Genomic DNA, 14739 nt, shown 5'->3' on the forward strand with positions numbered 1-14739 from the left:
TGCCCGGCTCCCCCGAGGCGTCGGATCTCCGGATCTCCGCCGGCCCGGTCGCCGGTATCCGCGACCTGACGGAAAAGCGGAAGGGGGACGGATATCTGACGGATACCTCCGGGCTCTCTTCAACTCCCTCCCGCCATTCTGAAGAATTCATTGCAGTGCATCCGTCGGTGTAATGGGAAAACGACCTGAGGGGCGATACATATGCTTCCCGTCAAGGCCAGTGACAAGGGTCTTTACATGGGCCTGGTGGCCGAGCGGGCCGCTGTCGAACACGGCGACCAGCTCATCATCCTCGACCACGACATGGATCTTCTCCCGGACGCCGGGCGGAAGCTGACATTCGCGCAGCTCGCCGAACACATCGACGACATGGCCGCCCGGCTGTACGCGGCGGGAATTCGCCGGAGCGAGCACGTCGCCCTGCACAAGTCCAACGGATTCGACATCAACATTCTCTCCAGCGCCGTCGCCCGGATAGGCGCCGTGCCCGTGCAGCTCTCGCCGGCGCTGGACGCGCAGAGCGTGATCGCGCTGCTGCGACGCCTGGGCAGCCCGTATCTCGTCACGGACGCCGCGAAGCTGGACGGCGCCTTCGCCGACGCCCCGCTCGCCGAGATCACCAGCAAGGTGATCCTCGTCGCCGGCTCCCGCCCCGGCGCGGTCTCCCTGGACGACTTCGCCGGCGCGCCCCGGCAGGAGCCGGTCGTGCCGCACGCCGACCTGCCCGCGCTCATGACGCACACCTCGGGCACGACCGGGCTGCCCAAGCTGGTCGTCCACTCCGCCCGGACCCTGCACGGCCGCTACCGCCCGCAGGCCAAGCTCTTCGACATGATCCGCGAGCGGGAGACCGTCGCCCTGCACGTCTCGTACGTCCACTCCCGGATGCCGCTCGCGCTCGCCGTGCTGCTGCCGCGCGGACACCGCATGGTCGTCATGAACGACGCCGACCCGCAGAAGGCCGCCGAGCTGTGGGCCGAGACCCGGCCGGGGTTCATCGAGTCCCACCCCAACTCCTTCATGGAGTGGGAGGAGTTGGTGGACCACCCGCTCCGGCCGCTCGCCAACGTCAAGTATTTCAGCACCACGTTCGACGCGATCCACCCCAGCACCATGCACAAGCTGCTGCACGCCACCGACCGCAGCTCGCCGCTCTTCTACCAGATCTACGGGCAGAGCGAGACGGGCCCGCTCGTCGGACGCGGCTTCACCCGCGCCACCGCCCAGGGCGCCGACGGCCGCTGCCAGGGCTACGCCTTCCCGAGCGACACCAAGTTCCGTCTGGTGAGCCGCAACGGCAAGGAGGTGACCCGGGACAACCCCGGCTACATCGACGTGCAGGCCGCCGGCCGGGCGCTGGGCTACTTCGGCGAGCGGGAGCGTTACGACACCCAGGTGCACGGCGGCTGGTGGCGAGGCATGGACCTCGGGTACCGCACCGACGAGGGCTGTCTGCACCTGCTCGACCGCGAGGTCGACTCCATCCCCGGCATCCACTCCACCCTGGAGATCGAGGACACCGTCCTCGGCCGCCTGGACGAACTGACCGAACTGGTCGTCGTCCCCGGCCCCGGCGAGAAGGGCGTGCCGGTGGTCTCCACCCGCGACGACCTGCCGCTGGACCTCGACCGCTGGCGCTCCGCGATCGCCGAGTGGCCGCAGCTCGCCGAGCCCGTCCAGATGAAGCTCTCGGAGCTGCCCCGCACCGCCACGATGAAGGTGCAGCGCATCGAGCTCTCGGCCCGGCTGCGCCGGCGCGCCGAACAGCGCCCGGCATGACCCGGAACGGCCCGGGGACAGGAAGGAGGACCCGCTCGTGACTGCCGGCGACGCCGACGTCCTGATCGTCGGAGGCGGCCCCACCGGACTGCTCACCGCGTGCGAACTGCTGCGCCGGGGCGTCCGCGTCCGCATCGTCGACCGCGCCGCCGAGCCCGCGACGGTGCCCAAGGCCCTGTCGCTGTGGCCGAGGGTGCGGGACATCCTGACCGACCTCGGCGTGGGCGAGGAGGTGCACCGCGTCTCCGTCCCCGTCCACGCGTTCCGCTACTTCTCGGACCGGCGGCCGGTCGCCTCCCTCACCTTCACCGAGGACCTGGCGGCCCGCCAGCTGCCCCAGCCCGAAACGGAGCGCATCCTCACCGAGCGGCTCCACACGCTGGGCGGCAAGGTCGAGCGCGGTGTACGGCTGCTCTGCCTGGACGACGTCGACTTCTCGGGGCGGATCGAGCCCGGCGGCACCGTCACGGCGGTCCTGGAGCACGGGGACGGCGCCGTGGAGCGGTTCGCCGTGCCGTTCGTGGTCGGCGCCGACGGCGCCGGCAGCGCGGTGCGGGGGCAGTTGGGCATCGGCTTCGAGGGCAACACGTACGAGATGGCGTTCGCGCTCATCGACACGTACGTGGACGGCCATCTGCCGCCGGACGAGATCGCGTACTACCAGACCATGAACGGCACCCTGGTCGTCGTGCCCCAGCCCGGCGGGGTGTTCCGCTTCCTGTCGGTCATGCCGGACGGCGGCACCATGTCCCGCGCGGCCATGCAGGAGATCGTCGACACCCGGGGGCCCCGGGGCGTCACCCTCACCGAGCCGGTCTGGGAGACCGTCTTCCGGGTCCACGCGCGGCGCGCCACCGACTTCCGCCGGGGCAGGGTCTTCCTGGCCGGGGACGCGGCGCACGTGCACAGCCCGGCCGGCGGCCAGGGCATGAACAACGGCCTCCAGGACGCGCACAACCTGGCCTGGAAGCTGGCGGCCGTGCTGCGCGGCCACTCTCCGGCGGCGCTGCTCGACACCTACGCCACGGAGCGGGCGGAGGCGACCCGGCGCATCGTGCGGGACACCGATCTGCACACCCGCGCCCTGACGGCGCGGACGCCCCGGTGGGCGAACCTCCGCGACACGGCGTTCACCCTGCTCGACCGCTCCGGGGCCGCCGCCCGGCTGTTCGCCCCGGTGCTCGCCGGCCGGCGGCTCGCCTACACCGCGGAGCGGGCCGGCCAGCACCCCTCCGGAGGGAGCTGCCGGTGGCGCGGCCGTCTCCCGGGGGTGGCGGCGCCGGGCGCGGTCCTGCCGCGCCGGGCGGCCCTCGCGCTGGGCATCGCGGGCCCGGAGGCGGACCCGGCGGCCTGGACGCTGCTGGTCCGGCCGCCCACGGGTGACGCCCGCTGGTCGACGGAGACGGGCCACATCACGGCCCGCCACCCGCGCCTGCGCCTGCTGCGCCCGTCGCCGGGCACGGCCGCGGGCGAGGGCCTGTGCACCCGCCCCGGCTACTACCTGATCCGCCCCGACGGCCACATCGCCGCCCACGGCCACGTCCACGACCTGGACCGCCTGGAGTCGGAACTTGCGCTGGCACTGACACCGGGCGGGGAGTAGCAGCGGCAGGTGCCCGGCACCTCCCCTCGCGGGACCCACGGCGCCGCCGGGGCTTCGGCCCCGGCGGCGCCTTCGGCGTGCTCGCGGGCGGGCCGGCGGGGGGCGGAATCGCGAAGGGGGGACCGGCCGCGGGCAGACCGGCGGGGGGCGGACCGGCCAGGGGCCGACAGACGGCCGGCGAACGGACGGCGAGCGGACCGGCGGTGGGCCGACCGGCCACGGGCCGACCAACGGCCGGCGGACCAGCCGCGCACAGACCGGCGCGGTGGGCGGACCGGCCAGGGGCCGACAGACGGCCGGCGAACGGCCGGCAAGCGGACCCGCGCAGGACGGACCGAAGGCGGCCGTGCCCGCGGGCGCCCCGCCCCCGCCCCCTCGGGGATCACCCCCCGCGCACCGGCGGGGGCCCCGGGCGGTCCTCCTGCACGGGGTCCGGGAGGGCGAGGCACAGGGCGTCCAGGGCGGCGGCGAAAGCGTGGTCAGGCGGGGTTCCGTAGCCGATCACCAGGCCGTCGCGCGGCGGCATCGTGCTGTCGGGATGGCGGTAGGCACGCAGCCCGTCGAGGGCGAGGCCCTGCCGCTTGGCCGCCCGCATCGCCTCCTCCTCGGTGTTCTCGGGCAGTTCGAGCACCGCGTGGAGGCCGGCCGCGATGCCGCTCACCCGGATGTGCGGCGCGCGTTCGGCGAGGGTGCTCGCGAGCAGGTCGCGCCGACGCCGGTAGCTCTGCCGCATCCGCCGCAGGTGCCGGTCGTACGCCCCGCAGGCGATGAAGTCGGCGAGCGTCAGCTGGTCGACGACCCCCGACCACATCTCGCGGGAGCCCTTCGCGGCCAGCACGTCGTCGACCATCCAGCCCGGCAGCACCATCCACCCGAGCCGCAGCGCCGGCGACAGGCTCTTGCTCGCCGAACCGAGGTAGACCACCCGGTCGGGGTCGAGGCCCTGCACCGCGCCGACCGGCTGCCGGTCGTAGCGGAATTCGCCGTCGTAGTCGTCCTCCACGATCAGGCCGCCGGACGCGCGCGCCCAGTCGACGACCGCCGCCCGCCGCTCGGGGTGCAGCGGCCCGCCGGTGGGGAACTGGTGGGCCGGCGTGAGCAGCACCGTCCGCGCCCCGGTCCCCGGCAGCTCCTCGATCCGGGCCCCGTGCGAGTCGACGGTCAGCGGGACCGTGCGGGGCTCCGGCTCGTCGAGGACGTCCCGGTGGAAGTCGAGGCCGTAGGACTCCACCCCGACCCTGCCCTCGCGCAGGGAGCCGACGAGCCGCAGCCCGTGCGCGAAACCGGCGCAGATGACGATCCGGTCGGGCTCGGTGCGCACCCCGCGCGCCCGCGCCAGGTACTCCGCGAGCGCCTCGCGCAACTCGGGCCGGCCGCGCGGGTCGCCGACGCCGAAGGCGCTGTTGGGGGCCGCCGCGACGGCCCGCCGGGTGGACGTGAGCCAGGCGGCACGCGGGAAGGCGGCCGCGTCGGGCGAGCTGGGCAGCAGGTCGTGCACGTTCCGCCGCCGGGTGGGGCGCTGCGGGCGGCGGGCGAGTTTCGGCTCGGAGGGGACGGCCCGTCGCGCCACCCGGGTGCCGGAGCCCTGCCGGGCGGAGAGCCAGCCCTCCTCGACCAGCTCGGCGTAGGCGTCGGCCACGGTGTTGCGGGCGATCCCCAGGTCGACGGCGAGGCTGCGGTAGGGCGGCAGCCGGGTCCCGGGGAGGAGCCGGCCGGAGCGTACGGCCTCACGCAGCGCGTGCATGAGCTGGGTGCGCAGACTTCCCTCACCGGTGAGCTCCAGATGGAGATCGGCCCCGGCGGGCGGCCCCGTGCCCGCGGCCGTGTCACCGACGTCCGCCCCACTGTCGCTGAGGCCCGCCGCGTCGGGAGCACCCGCCGTGTCGGCGGGGCCCGCCGCCGGTTCGCCGACGCCCGCCGCACTGTCGGTGGGGCCCGCCGTCGTGTCCATGGTGCCCGGCTCCGAGGAATTGACCCACGAGTCTTCCATGAGAATGCACCATACCTTGGGCCGTTTCCGCTCCTAGATTCATGGCATGACAACTTTTCAGGTGCCTGAGCGCATGAACTTCTCCGCCGTCGCCCCCAAGGTCTTCAAGGCCGTCCTCGCCCTGGACGCCGCCGCCCGCGACGGCATCGACCCCGTCCTCCTGGAGCTGGTGCAGATCCGCGCTTCCCAGGTCAACCGCTGTGCGTACTGCATCGACTACCACACCTCCGACGCCCGTAAGGCGGGCGAGACCGAGGAGCGGATCTACCAGCTCTCCGCGTGGGAGGAGTCGAGCCTGTTCACCGAGCAGGAGCGGGCCGCCCTCGCCCTGACCGAGTCCGTGACCCGTCTCCCCGAGGGCGTGCCGGACTCGGTCTGGGACGAGGCCGCGAAGCACTTCGGCGAGAAGGAGCTCGCCCAGCTGATCGCTCTGATCTTCACCGTCAACGCGTGGAACCGCATGAACGTCGCCACGCGCAAGACCCCCGGCACCGAGTAAGAGCGCAGTTCCCTCCCAGGGGGCGGGGGCCGACCCCGCGGCTCCCGCCCCCTGGCACGCCGTGGACCACCATCCTCATGAAGGGCTGTTGCAGCCGTGACCTCCGTCGACACCCCAGCGCCCGCCACCCGCGGGGACCGCTCGCCCGTGAAGGGCTGGCTCGCCGTCCTCGCCGTGACCCTGGGCATCTTCTCCCTGATGACCTCCGAGCTGCTCCCCGTGGGCCTGCTCACCCCCGTCGGTACGGCCCTCGACGTGTCGGAAGGCACCGCGGGCCTGATGGTGACCGTCCCCGGCATCGTCGCCGCCATCTCGGCGCCGCTGGTCACCGTGGCCACCGGCCGCATCGACCGCCGTCTCGTCCTCGCCGTCCTGATCGGACTGGTCGGCGCGGCCAACCTCGCCTCCGCGTTCGCGGACACCTTCGCCGTCGTCCTCGTCGCCCGGTTCCTCGTCGGCATCAGCGTCGGCGGTTTCTGGTCGATCGCCGGCGGCATCGCCCTGCGGCTGGTGCCCGAGAAGCACGTCCCCCGTGCCACGGCCGTCATCTTCGGCGGTGTCGAGACCGCCTCCGTCCTCGGCGTGCCGACCGGTACGTTCATCGGCGACCTCAGCAGCTGGCGGACCGCCTTCGCGGTCGTCGGCATCCTCGGCCTGGTCTCGCTGGTCTGCATGGTGATCCTGATGCCGAAGGTCCCGGCCGAGCGGACCATCACCTTCGCCGACCTGCCCAAGGTGTTCAAGGGCAACGCGGGCGTCCGGATCGGCATCGCCATGACGTTCCTCGTCATCACGGGCCACTTCCTGGCCTACACCTTCGTCCGGCCGATCCTCCAGGACGACGGCATCGACGACAACATGGTCGGCGTCCTGCTGCTGACCTTCGGCATCGCCGGCATCTGCGGCAACTTCATCGCCGGAGCGCTCATCGCCAAGCGGCTGCGCCAGACCGTCATGGGGATCTCCGTGGTCCTCACCGTGGCCATGGCCGTCCTGGCACTCGCGGACACCTCCGTCCTCACGGCCGGCGCGATCCTGGTCCTGTGGGGCCTGGGATACGGCGCGGTGCCGGTCACCTTCCAGACCTGGATCCTCGACGCCGCCCCGGACGCCACCGAGGCCGCCTCCTCGCTGTACGTCTCCACCTTCAACCTCTCGATCGCGCTCGGCGCGCTCTTCGGAGGCCTCGCCGTCGACGGCATCTCCACCACCAGCGTGCTGTGGATCGGTGCCGCGCTCGCCGTCCTCACGCTCTTCGTCGTGGGCGGCTCCCGGCGCCAGGCGGCCGTCGCCGCCGAGTGAGACCAGGGGCCGCCCGCCCGGCCCCGACGAACGGCCGGCTCCCCGTGCTTCTCATCCCCCGCGCACGGGGAGCCGGCTTCCCTCCCCCTGTTCTCCATGGGCGTCACGGACCTCCGGTCCGTGACGCTCCCCGACCCCGCGACGCAAGGACCGTCATGACAGAGACCTTCTCCTCCTCCGCCGTCCGCCCGGGCGACGACGCCTACGAGGCGCTGTCCCGGAGGGGACTGAACAAGCGCTTCACCGCGCGGCCCGAGACCTTCCACGTCGTCACCTCCACCGACGAGGTCGTCCGCGTGGTGCGCCAGGCCGTCCGCGACGGCCGCCGCATCGCCGTCCGCAGCGGCGGTCACGGGTACGAGAACGTGGCCGGCGACCCCTCCGTCCAGGTGGTCGTCGACCTGGGCGAGATGCGTGGCGTGTCCTACGACACCGAGCGCGGGGCGTTCGCCGTCGAGCCCGGTGTCCGGATCGCCGACCTCTACCGCCACCTGTACGAGAACTGGGGCGTGGCGCTCCCGGCGGGCGACAGCGCGACCGTCGGCGTCGGCGGCCATGTCGCCGGCGGCGGCTTCGGTTCGCTGAGCCGCGCCCACGGCCTGGCGGCCGACCATCTGCTGGCCGTGGAGGTCGTCGTGGTCGACGCCTCCGGCGAGGCCCGCGCGGTGGTCGCCACCCGCGACCCCGAGGACCCGCACCACGACCTGTGGTGGGCCCACACCGGCGGTGGCGGCGGCAACTTCGGCATCGTCACGCGCTACTGGTTCCGCTCGCCGGCCGCCCGCGGCGGCGAGCCGGGCGACGCGCTGCCCCGCCCCTGGGACTCCGTGCTGACCGGCACCGTCCTCTTCCCCCGCGAGTCGCTGGACCGGGCGGCGCTGCGCACCCTCGTCGGCAACTTCGGCCGCTGGCACGAGGAGAACAGCGGGCCGGACTCCCCGTACACCTCCCTCTTCGGCGGTCTGATCCTGAACGGGCGGCCCGGTCCCGGCAGCGAGGCCCCCCTGGGCGCCGTCGCCTTCGCGCACGTGGACGCCACCCGTCCCGACGCCGACCGGCTGCTGGCCGCGCACACCGCCGACATCATCCGCGGCCTCGGCGACTTCCCGGTCGTCCTGCCCACCGAGGTGCTGCCCTGGCTCGACGCCAAGAAGGCCCTCGCCGCGGCCCAGGACGCCGAGGTCGGGCGCCAGAAGGTGAAGTCGTCCTTCCTGCGCCGCCGGTGGACCGACGAGCAGGTCGACACGCTCTTCGACCACCTCGACGCCGAGAACCCGCCGCACGACAGCAGCCTGATCGCCCTGCAGTCCTACGGTGGCCGGATCAACGCGGTCGCGGGCGACGTCACGGCCTCGGTCCAGCGCGACTCCGTGCTCCAGGCGTTCTTCATGAACACCTGGCAGGACCCGGAGCGCGACGAGGCCGCCGTCGACTGGATGCGCCGTCTCTACCGGGACCTGTACGCCAAGACGGGCGGCGTCCCGGTCCCGGGCGACGAGCACGCCGGCTGTTACGTCAACTTCCCCGACGCCGACCTGGCCGATCCCGAGTGGAACACCTCGGAGACGGGCTGGGAGGAGCTGTTCTACGGGCAGAACGCCGACCGCCTGCGCGCGGTCAAGGCGACCTGGGACCCGCGCGGAGTCTTCCGCCACCACCTGTCGATCCGTGGCGAGCACTGACCCTCTTCGGCGCCGCCCCCTTCCGGGGCCGCCACCATGGGCGACATTTCGCCATCATGACAGATTCGTACGGCGGTGTTCGTACGGAACGTGACCGTGCGCGACGGTCGGCCGGAAGGGCACGGAGTGGGGCAGAAACGTGCCTGCCAGGGCGTGGGGCGACCGCCGTCACCGGCGGCGCCCCCGCCCGCCCCGGCGAAGTGACGTCGCGCGACCGCAGTCTTAGACCGGTGAGGACGTTGTGATGCTGCACTTTGCCCTGCTGGGACCGATGGAGATACGAGTGAAGGGGGAGCTGAGAACGCCGAGCGCGCCGATGGCCCGCAGGGTCCTCGCCGTCCTGCTGACCCACGCGGACCGCGTCGTCCCCATGGAGTTGCTGATCGACGAGCTGTGGGGCGAGAGCCCGCCCAAGCGTGCCCGCAAGACCGTCCAGACCTACGTCTACCAACTGCGCAAGGCGCTCGGCGAGCCGCACGACGACGGGAGCCCCGAAAGGGGGCAGGAGTTACTGGAGACCCACCCGTACGGGTACCGGCTTCCCCTGCGGGACGGCCAGCTCGACATCTCGGACTTCCAGGGACGGCTGCGCGAGGGCCAGACGGCCCTCGGCCGCGGCGACTCGCGCGAGGGCGCCTCCGCCCTGCGCCGCGGCCTCGAACTGTGGCGCGGCTCCGCCCTGGAGGGCATCGAGACCGGCCCCGTCCTCGCCGCGCAGGCCGCCCGTCTCGAGGACCTCCGGCTCCGCGCCCTGGAACAGCGCATCAGCGCGGACCTCTCCCGGGGCCGGCATCAGGCCATCCTGGAGGAGATCAGGGAGCTGACCTACCTCCACCCGCTGCACGAGGAGTTCTGCGCCCAGTTCATGACGGCCGCCCAGCGCTGCGGCCAGCGCGGCGAGGCGCTCTCCGCGTACGCGAAGCTCCGCGGCGCCATGTCCGAACAACTGGGGCTCGAACCCTCCGGCCGGCTGCGCGAACTCCAGCGCGAGGTGCTCGACGGCGAGGGAGAGCGGGCGCCCCAGCCCTACCGGCCGCAGCCGTACCGCCCCCAGCCCTCCGGGCCCCGCCCCGAAGGCCCCGCTCCCGCCGCCGGCGCCCCCTTCCTGCTGCCCGCCGCCGTCGACGGCTTCGTCGGGCGCCACCACGAACTGACCGCCATCGAGCGCGCCGTGACCGGCCCCGGATCCGCGTCGGGCCCCCGGATCGTCACCGTCACCGGGGCGCCCGGGATCGGCAAGACCGAGACCGCGCTCCAGGTCGCGCACCGGCTGCGCGAGCGCTTCCCCGACGGGCAGCTGCACGCCACCCTCCACCAGGAGGACGGCACACCGCAGGCGCCCGCCGAAGCCCTCAAAGGGCTGCTCACCGCCGTCGGACACGACCGGCGCACCCTGCCCGACCGTACCGAGGACCTGGCCCGGGTGTTCCGCGGCTGGGCCGTCGGCCGCCGCCTCCTGTTGCTGCTCGACGACGCGGCCGGCACCAGCCAGGTGCTGCCGCTGCTGCCCGCGGACCCCGGCGCCGTCGTCGTGGTCACCTCCCGCTGCCGCACGACCGGACTGCCGGGCAGCGTCACCACCGTCACCCTCGGACCACTGCCCGAGGCCGAGGCGAGCCAGCTCCTCGCCCAGACCGCGGGCGCGGGCGGGGCCCCGGGCGAATCCGCGCCCCTGGCCCGGCTCGCCTCCTACTGCGAGGGGCTGCCGTTCGCCCTGCGCGCCCTCGGCAGCCGCATCGCCCCGTGGCAGGGGCGCAGCCTCGCCGACTTCGCCGTCCGGCTCGCCGACCGGCAGCACCGGCTCCAGGAACTCAGCGGCCCGCACCTGGACGTCGAACGCTTCCTGCTCCGGGCGGCCGCCCGCCTTCCGTACGGCGCCCGGGAGGTCCTCGCCGAGCTGAGCCGGGCCTACTGGACCGACGTGCCGGTCGAGTACCTCTCCCTGCGCCTGCAACGCTCGCTCCCCTTCGTCGAGCGCTCGGTGGAGCTCCTCGCCGACCATCACCTCCTCATCCCGGCGACGCTGTACGGCAACCCGGCCCTGCGGGTGGCACCGCTGTTCCACCTCGCCCTGTCGGGCGCCCGGCCGCCCCGTACGGGCGGCCCCGAGCGGCACGCCACGCCGGTCCGCTGCGGTTGGCGCGCCCTGCCCCCGCGCGGAGCGGGCGCGCCGTACCCCACCGTTGCGCTGCGGGCGGGTCAGTCCACGGACTGGGGGAACCGGAAGAAGCGGTACGGGTCGTAGGACCGCTTCACGGCGCGCAGGCGCGGGTAGTTCTGCCCGTAGTACGCCTGCCTCCAGTTCGTCAGGGCGGGGTCCATGTAGTTCTGGTACGACCGTCCGCCGGAGGCCGCGGCGAGCGTCGCGTACCCGGCGTCCACCCAGGACTGGGCGCGCTCCCGCTGCTCCGGGGCCGGCTCCGCGTCGGCGAGGCCGACCTGGAAGCCCGCTTCGAAGAGCGAGTCCCGGTGGACGAACGCCGTGTCGGTGGGGGCGGGGTCGTTGACCCGGCCTCCGTAGGCGAAGAGCCCCAGGAAGCGGAACTGGCCCGGGGCCGGGTCCGAGACCAGGGCGGAGACCGCCGCCTCGGCGGTCGCGCGGGTCCAGGGCCGGGAGAAGAAGGTGTTGCGGTAGGTCGCCCAGTTCTCCCGGGGCAGCCGGGCGTGGGGCGAGTACCCCACCCGGTGGCACTCGGCCACCGTACGGTCCGCGCAGCCGAAGACGGTCATCAGCGCCTGCTGGTAGGGCAGTTCGTCGACCTCGCGGCTCGCCGGCCGCAGGCCGAGGCCGTCGGCGAGCCGGTCGAGGACCTGGTCGCAGGCGCCGCGCGAGCCCAGGTACCCGCCGGAGACGACCACGGTCGGCGGTGTGCCGGCGGGGGAGTCCTCCGGCAGCAGCAGGAAGAGTTCACCCGCGAGTTCGCGGGGCCCCTGGGCTATCCACTCCTGCCACGCCCTGACCACCTCGACGGCCTGGCCGCCGTCGAAGGTGAGGTTGTAGAGGACGACCGACGGCACCTGGACCGGCCGCACCTCGTACTCCGTCACCACACCGAAGTTGCCGCCCCCGCCGCCGCGGAGCGCCCAGTACAGGTCGGGGTGCTCGGTGGCCGAGCAGCACACAGCGGAGCCGTTCGCGAGGACCACCCGCGCGGAGACCAGCCGGTCGGCCCCCATGCCGAACTTGCGGGCGGTCAGGCCGAAGCCGCCTCCCTGGAGCCAGCCGCCGACGGCGACGGTCGGGCACGTCCCGGACGAGACCTGGATGCCGTACCGGGCGAGGGAGTTGATGATGTCGACGCTCTGGCCACCGGCCCCGACCCGCACGGTGCCGTCGCCGGGCCGCACGCCGTTCAGCCGGGAGACGTCGATGACGAGCCCGGTCGAGGTGGAGTAGCCGGCCTGACTGTGGCCACCGCTGCGGACGGCCGTCGCAAGGCCGTGGTCCTGCGCGAAGCGCACGCAGGACGTGACATCGGCGACGCTCGCGCAGTACGCGATGCCCCTCGGCAGCACGGAGTCGTACCGCGCCATCTGCAACTGCTTCGCCGTCGCGTACGACGGGTCCCCCGGCAGCACCAGCTCACCCCCGAGCCGCGCCCGCAGGCTCCCCCACGGCGTCCGGGCCTCGGCGGCCCCCGCGGCCCACGGCGCGGCGGCGGCCCCGAGGCCGGCGACCGCACCGGCCGTGGCGCCGGCGCGCAGGAGTGTACGTCGGTGAATCATGGTTCCCCCCTGGAATCGGCCGAAGACGGCGAAGGGACCCGGCGGCCCGCGTCATGTCAGCGACCACCGCCCGACGGTTCACCCGGTCGGCGCTCCCTCCCCCGGCCGGGAAGACTATGCGCGCGACCCCCACGACCCCCGCCGCCCGGCCCCGAACCGGGGCGAATCCGTCAGGTGTGTTTCGGCCACTTCGGGGGGGGCGGAACGTTGATCGCATCTCCCCGCCGACTCCATTGCGACCGGTCTGCCCATGGGGCCGTTCACCTCACGAATGGCTACCACCACTGGTAGGATCGACATCATGAGTGGTAGCAGGAAGTACTCGATCAGCCTGCCCGAGGACCTCGCCGAGGCCGTACGCGCCCACGTCGGACCCGGCGGTTTCTCCGCCTACGTAGCCGAAGCCCTCGAACAACGGGTCGCCATGGACAAGCTCCGGGAGATCGTCGCCGACTTCGAGACCGACAATGACGAACTCACCCGCGAGGAAGTCGAAGCCGCCCGCACCCTGCTACGCCATGACCACCGACAGGTCGGCGGGGCCGCCGCCTGATGTCCGGCACCCTGCTGCTCGACAGCGAAGGCCTCTCGAAGCTCTACCTCAAGGACCGTATCGTCGTGGCCCTGGTCCAAGCAGCCTCCGAAGAGGGCATCCGCGTCGCCACCAGCGCCATGACCACGCTTGAGGCCGACTACGAGCGCATCCACCCGGCCCGTATCAAGTGGATCCTCTCCCGCGTCGACGTTCACGACGTCACCAAGGAGATCACCGACCAGGCCGCCGCGCTTCTGCGCGCCCATCACCTCCACGGCCACAAGTACGCCATCGATGCCGCCTTCGCCGTCATCGCCCGCAACGCACCCCGGCCGGTCACGGTCCTCACGTCCGACCCCGAGGATCTGACACTCCTGTGCGGCCCTTCCGTCGAGGTCGTCAAGGTCTGAGGCGGTCTCACGCCGACCAGACCTGTCACTGCCCCTCATTACGAGGGCGAGGACTCCTGCGGACAAAGGCTTGTGCCCGACCCACCAACAAGCGGGTCGGGCACAGTTCTTGACGAGACGTCACACGTTGAAGCGGAACTCCACCACGTCGCCGTCCTGCATCACGTACTCCTTGCCCTCCATGCGGGCCTTGCCCGCCGCGCGGGCGTCCGCGACCGAGCCGGTTTCGACCAGGTCGGCGAAGGAGATGACCTCGGCCTTGATGAAGCCCTTCTGGAAGTCCGTGTGGATCACGCCGGCCGCCTCGGGGGCCGTGGCGCCCTTCTTGATCGTCCAGGCGCGGGATTCCTTCGGGCCGGCCGTGAGGTAGGTCTGGAGGCCCAGGGTGTCGAAGCCCACGCGGGCGAGGGTCGCCAGGCCCGGCTCCTCGGCGCCGACGGACTGGAGGAGCTCCATGGCGTCCTCCTCGTCGAGCTCCGCCAGGTCCTGCTCCAGCTTGGCGTTGAGGAAGATCGCCTCGGCCGGGGCGACCAGCGCGCGCTGCTCGTCCTTGAAGGCGTCGTCGGTCAGCTCCTCCTCGTCCACGTTGAAGACGTAGAGGAAGGGCTTCGTCGTCAGCAGGTGCAGGTCGTGCAGGAGCTCGGCCTTCTCCGAGCCCTGGAGGATGCCCTGCGAGAAGAGGGTGTCGCCCCTCTCCAGGATCTCCTTCGCCGCCTCGACCGCCGCGACCTTCGGCGCCACGTCCTTCTTGATCCGCGCCTCCTTCGACAGGCGCGGCAGGACCTTCTCGATCGTCTGGAGGTCGGCCAGGATCAGCTCGGTGTTGATCGTCTCGATGTCGTCCTTCGGCGAGACCTTGCCGTCGACGTGCACGACGTTCTCGTCCTTGAAGGCGCGGATGACCTGGCAGATCGCGTCCGACTCGCGGATGTTCGCGAGGAACTTGTTGCCCAGGCCCTCGCCCTCGCTCGCGCCCCGGACGATGCCCGCGATGTCGACGAAGTCGACCGTCGCCGGCAGGACCCGCTGCGAGCTGAAGATCTCGGCCAGCTTCGTCAGGCGGGCGTCGGGGACCCCGACGACGCCGACGTTGGGCTCGATCGTGGCGAACGGGTAGTTGGCCGCCAGCACGTCGTTCTTGGTCAGGGCGTTGAACAGGGTCGACTTGCCGACATTCGGCAGGCCGACGATTCCGATCGTGAGCGACACGGTG

Annotated in this window: 11 protein-coding genes; 8 read left to right on the forward strand and 3 right to left on the reverse strand. The window is 72.8% G+C overall.

The window, feature by feature from the left end; genetic code table 11:
• The first annotated feature begins 201 nt into the window (after positions 1-201).
• Entirely contained in the window at positions 202-1779 is a 1578-nt protein-coding gene (locus tag ACZ68P_RS32315) for a class I adenylate-forming enzyme family protein (protein WP_471012497.1), read from the forward strand.
• A 37-nt stretch (positions 1780-1816) separates the two neighbouring features.
• Positions 1817-3382 (forward strand): FAD-dependent monooxygenase, encoded by a 1566-nt coding sequence (locus tag ACZ68P_RS32320; protein ID WP_471012498.1) that lies wholly within the window; start codon positions 1817-1819, stop codon positions 3380-3382.
• A 382-nt stretch (positions 3383-3764) separates the two neighbouring features.
• Here the strand turns inward: ACZ68P_RS32320 and pdxR are convergent, their stop codons facing one another.
• Positions 3765-5372, reverse strand: coding sequence for a MocR-like pyridoxine biosynthesis transcription factor PdxR (gene pdxR / locus ACZ68P_RS32325; protein ID WP_471012500.1), 1608 nt, complete (start codon positions 5370-5372; stop codon positions 3765-3767).
• A 46-nt stretch (positions 5373-5418) separates the two neighbouring features.
• Here pdxR and ACZ68P_RS32330 point away from each other — a divergent pair, with 46 nt between their 5' ends.
• The 4 genes from ACZ68P_RS32330 (at position 5419) to ACZ68P_RS32345 (ending at position 11100) form a co-directional block, all read left to right on the forward strand.
• Positions 5419-5871 (forward strand): carboxymuconolactone decarboxylase family protein, encoded by a 453-nt coding sequence (locus ACZ68P_RS32330; protein WP_365714390.1) that lies wholly within the window; start codon positions 5419-5421, stop codon positions 5869-5871.
• 96 nt (positions 5872-5967) lie between these two features.
• Positions 5968-7173, forward strand: a complete 1206-nt coding sequence (locus ACZ68P_RS32335) for an MFS transporter (protein ID WP_471012501.1) — start codon at positions 5968-5970, stop codon at positions 7171-7173.
• A 155-nt stretch (positions 7174-7328) separates the two neighbouring features.
• The gene (locus tag ACZ68P_RS32340; RefSeq protein WP_471012502.1) at positions 7329-8855 is read left to right on the forward strand and encodes an FAD-binding oxidoreductase; all 1527 of its coding nucleotides are present in this window, start codon (positions 7329-7331) and stop codon (positions 8853-8855) included.
• Between the two features lie 244 nt (positions 8856-9099).
• Positions 9100-11100 carry an AfsR/SARP family transcriptional regulator gene (locus ACZ68P_RS32345; RefSeq protein WP_471012504.1) on the forward strand — a complete coding sequence of 667 codons (2001 nt, stop codon included), beginning with the start codon at positions 9100-9102 and terminating at the stop codon, positions 11098-11100.
• On the opposite strand, the gene ACZ68P_RS32350 is transcribed toward ACZ68P_RS32345, so the two are convergent.
• Positions 11055-12581, reverse strand: coding sequence for an FAD-binding oxidoreductase (locus tag ACZ68P_RS32350; protein WP_471012505.1), 1527 nt, complete (start codon positions 12579-12581; stop codon positions 11055-11057). The genes ACZ68P_RS32345 and ACZ68P_RS32350 overlap by 46 nt on opposite strands.
• Before the next feature lie 301 nt (positions 12582-12882).
• Here ACZ68P_RS32350 and ACZ68P_RS32355 point away from each other — a divergent pair, with 301 nt between their 5' ends.
• Positions 12883-13134, forward strand: coding sequence for a hypothetical protein (locus tag ACZ68P_RS32355; protein ID WP_471012506.1), 252 nt, complete (start codon positions 12883-12885; stop codon positions 13132-13134).
• Positions 13134-13526 (forward strand): DNA-binding protein, encoded by a 393-nt coding sequence (locus ACZ68P_RS32360; RefSeq protein WP_471012508.1) that lies wholly within the window; start codon positions 13134-13136, stop codon positions 13524-13526. Before ACZ68P_RS32355 ends, ACZ68P_RS32360 begins: the two co-directional genes overlap by 1 nt.
• 120 nt (positions 13527-13646) lie before the next feature.
• Here ACZ68P_RS32360 and ychF read toward each other — a convergent pair whose 3' ends face one another.
• Entirely contained in the window at positions 13647-14735 is a 1089-nt protein-coding gene (ychF, locus tag ACZ68P_RS32365) for a redox-regulated ATPase YchF (RefSeq protein WP_365714385.1), read from the reverse strand.
• Positions 14736-14739 lie beyond the last annotated feature (4 nt).

Source organism: Streptomyces sp. NPDC036822 (assembly GCF_055609145.1).

What these genes read in the sequence shown, in the direction of transcription:
- ACZ68P_RS32315 (WP_471012497.1), top strand. Translation starts at nt 202, where the DNA reads ATGCTTCCCGTCAAGGCCAGTGACAAGGGTCTTTACATGGGCCTGGTG.
- pdxR (WP_471012500.1), bottom strand. Translation starts at nt 5,372, where the DNA reads ATGGAAGACTCGTGGGTCAATTCCTCGGAGCCGGGCACCATGGACACG.
- ACZ68P_RS32330 (WP_365714390.1), top strand. Translation starts at nt 5,419, where the DNA reads ATGACAACTTTTCAGGTGCCTGAGCGCATGAACTTCTCCGCCGTCGCC.
- ACZ68P_RS32340 (WP_471012502.1), top strand. Translation starts at nt 7,329, where the DNA reads ATGACAGAGACCTTCTCCTCCTCCGCCGTCCGCCCGGGCGACGACGCC.
- ACZ68P_RS32345 (WP_471012504.1), top strand. Translation starts at nt 9,100, where the DNA reads ATGCTGCACTTTGCCCTGCTGGGACCGATGGAGATACGAGTGAAGGGG.
- ACZ68P_RS32350 (WP_471012505.1), bottom strand. Translation starts at nt 12,581, where the DNA reads ATGATTCACCGACGTACACTCCTGCGCGCCGGCGCCACGGCCGGTGCG.
- ACZ68P_RS32355 (WP_471012506.1), top strand. Translation starts at nt 12,883, where the DNA reads ATGAGTGGTAGCAGGAAGTACTCGATCAGCCTGCCCGAGGACCTCGCC.
- ACZ68P_RS32360 (WP_471012508.1), top strand. Translation starts at nt 13,134, where the DNA reads ATGTCCGGCACCCTGCTGCTCGACAGCGAAGGCCTCTCGAAGCTCTAC.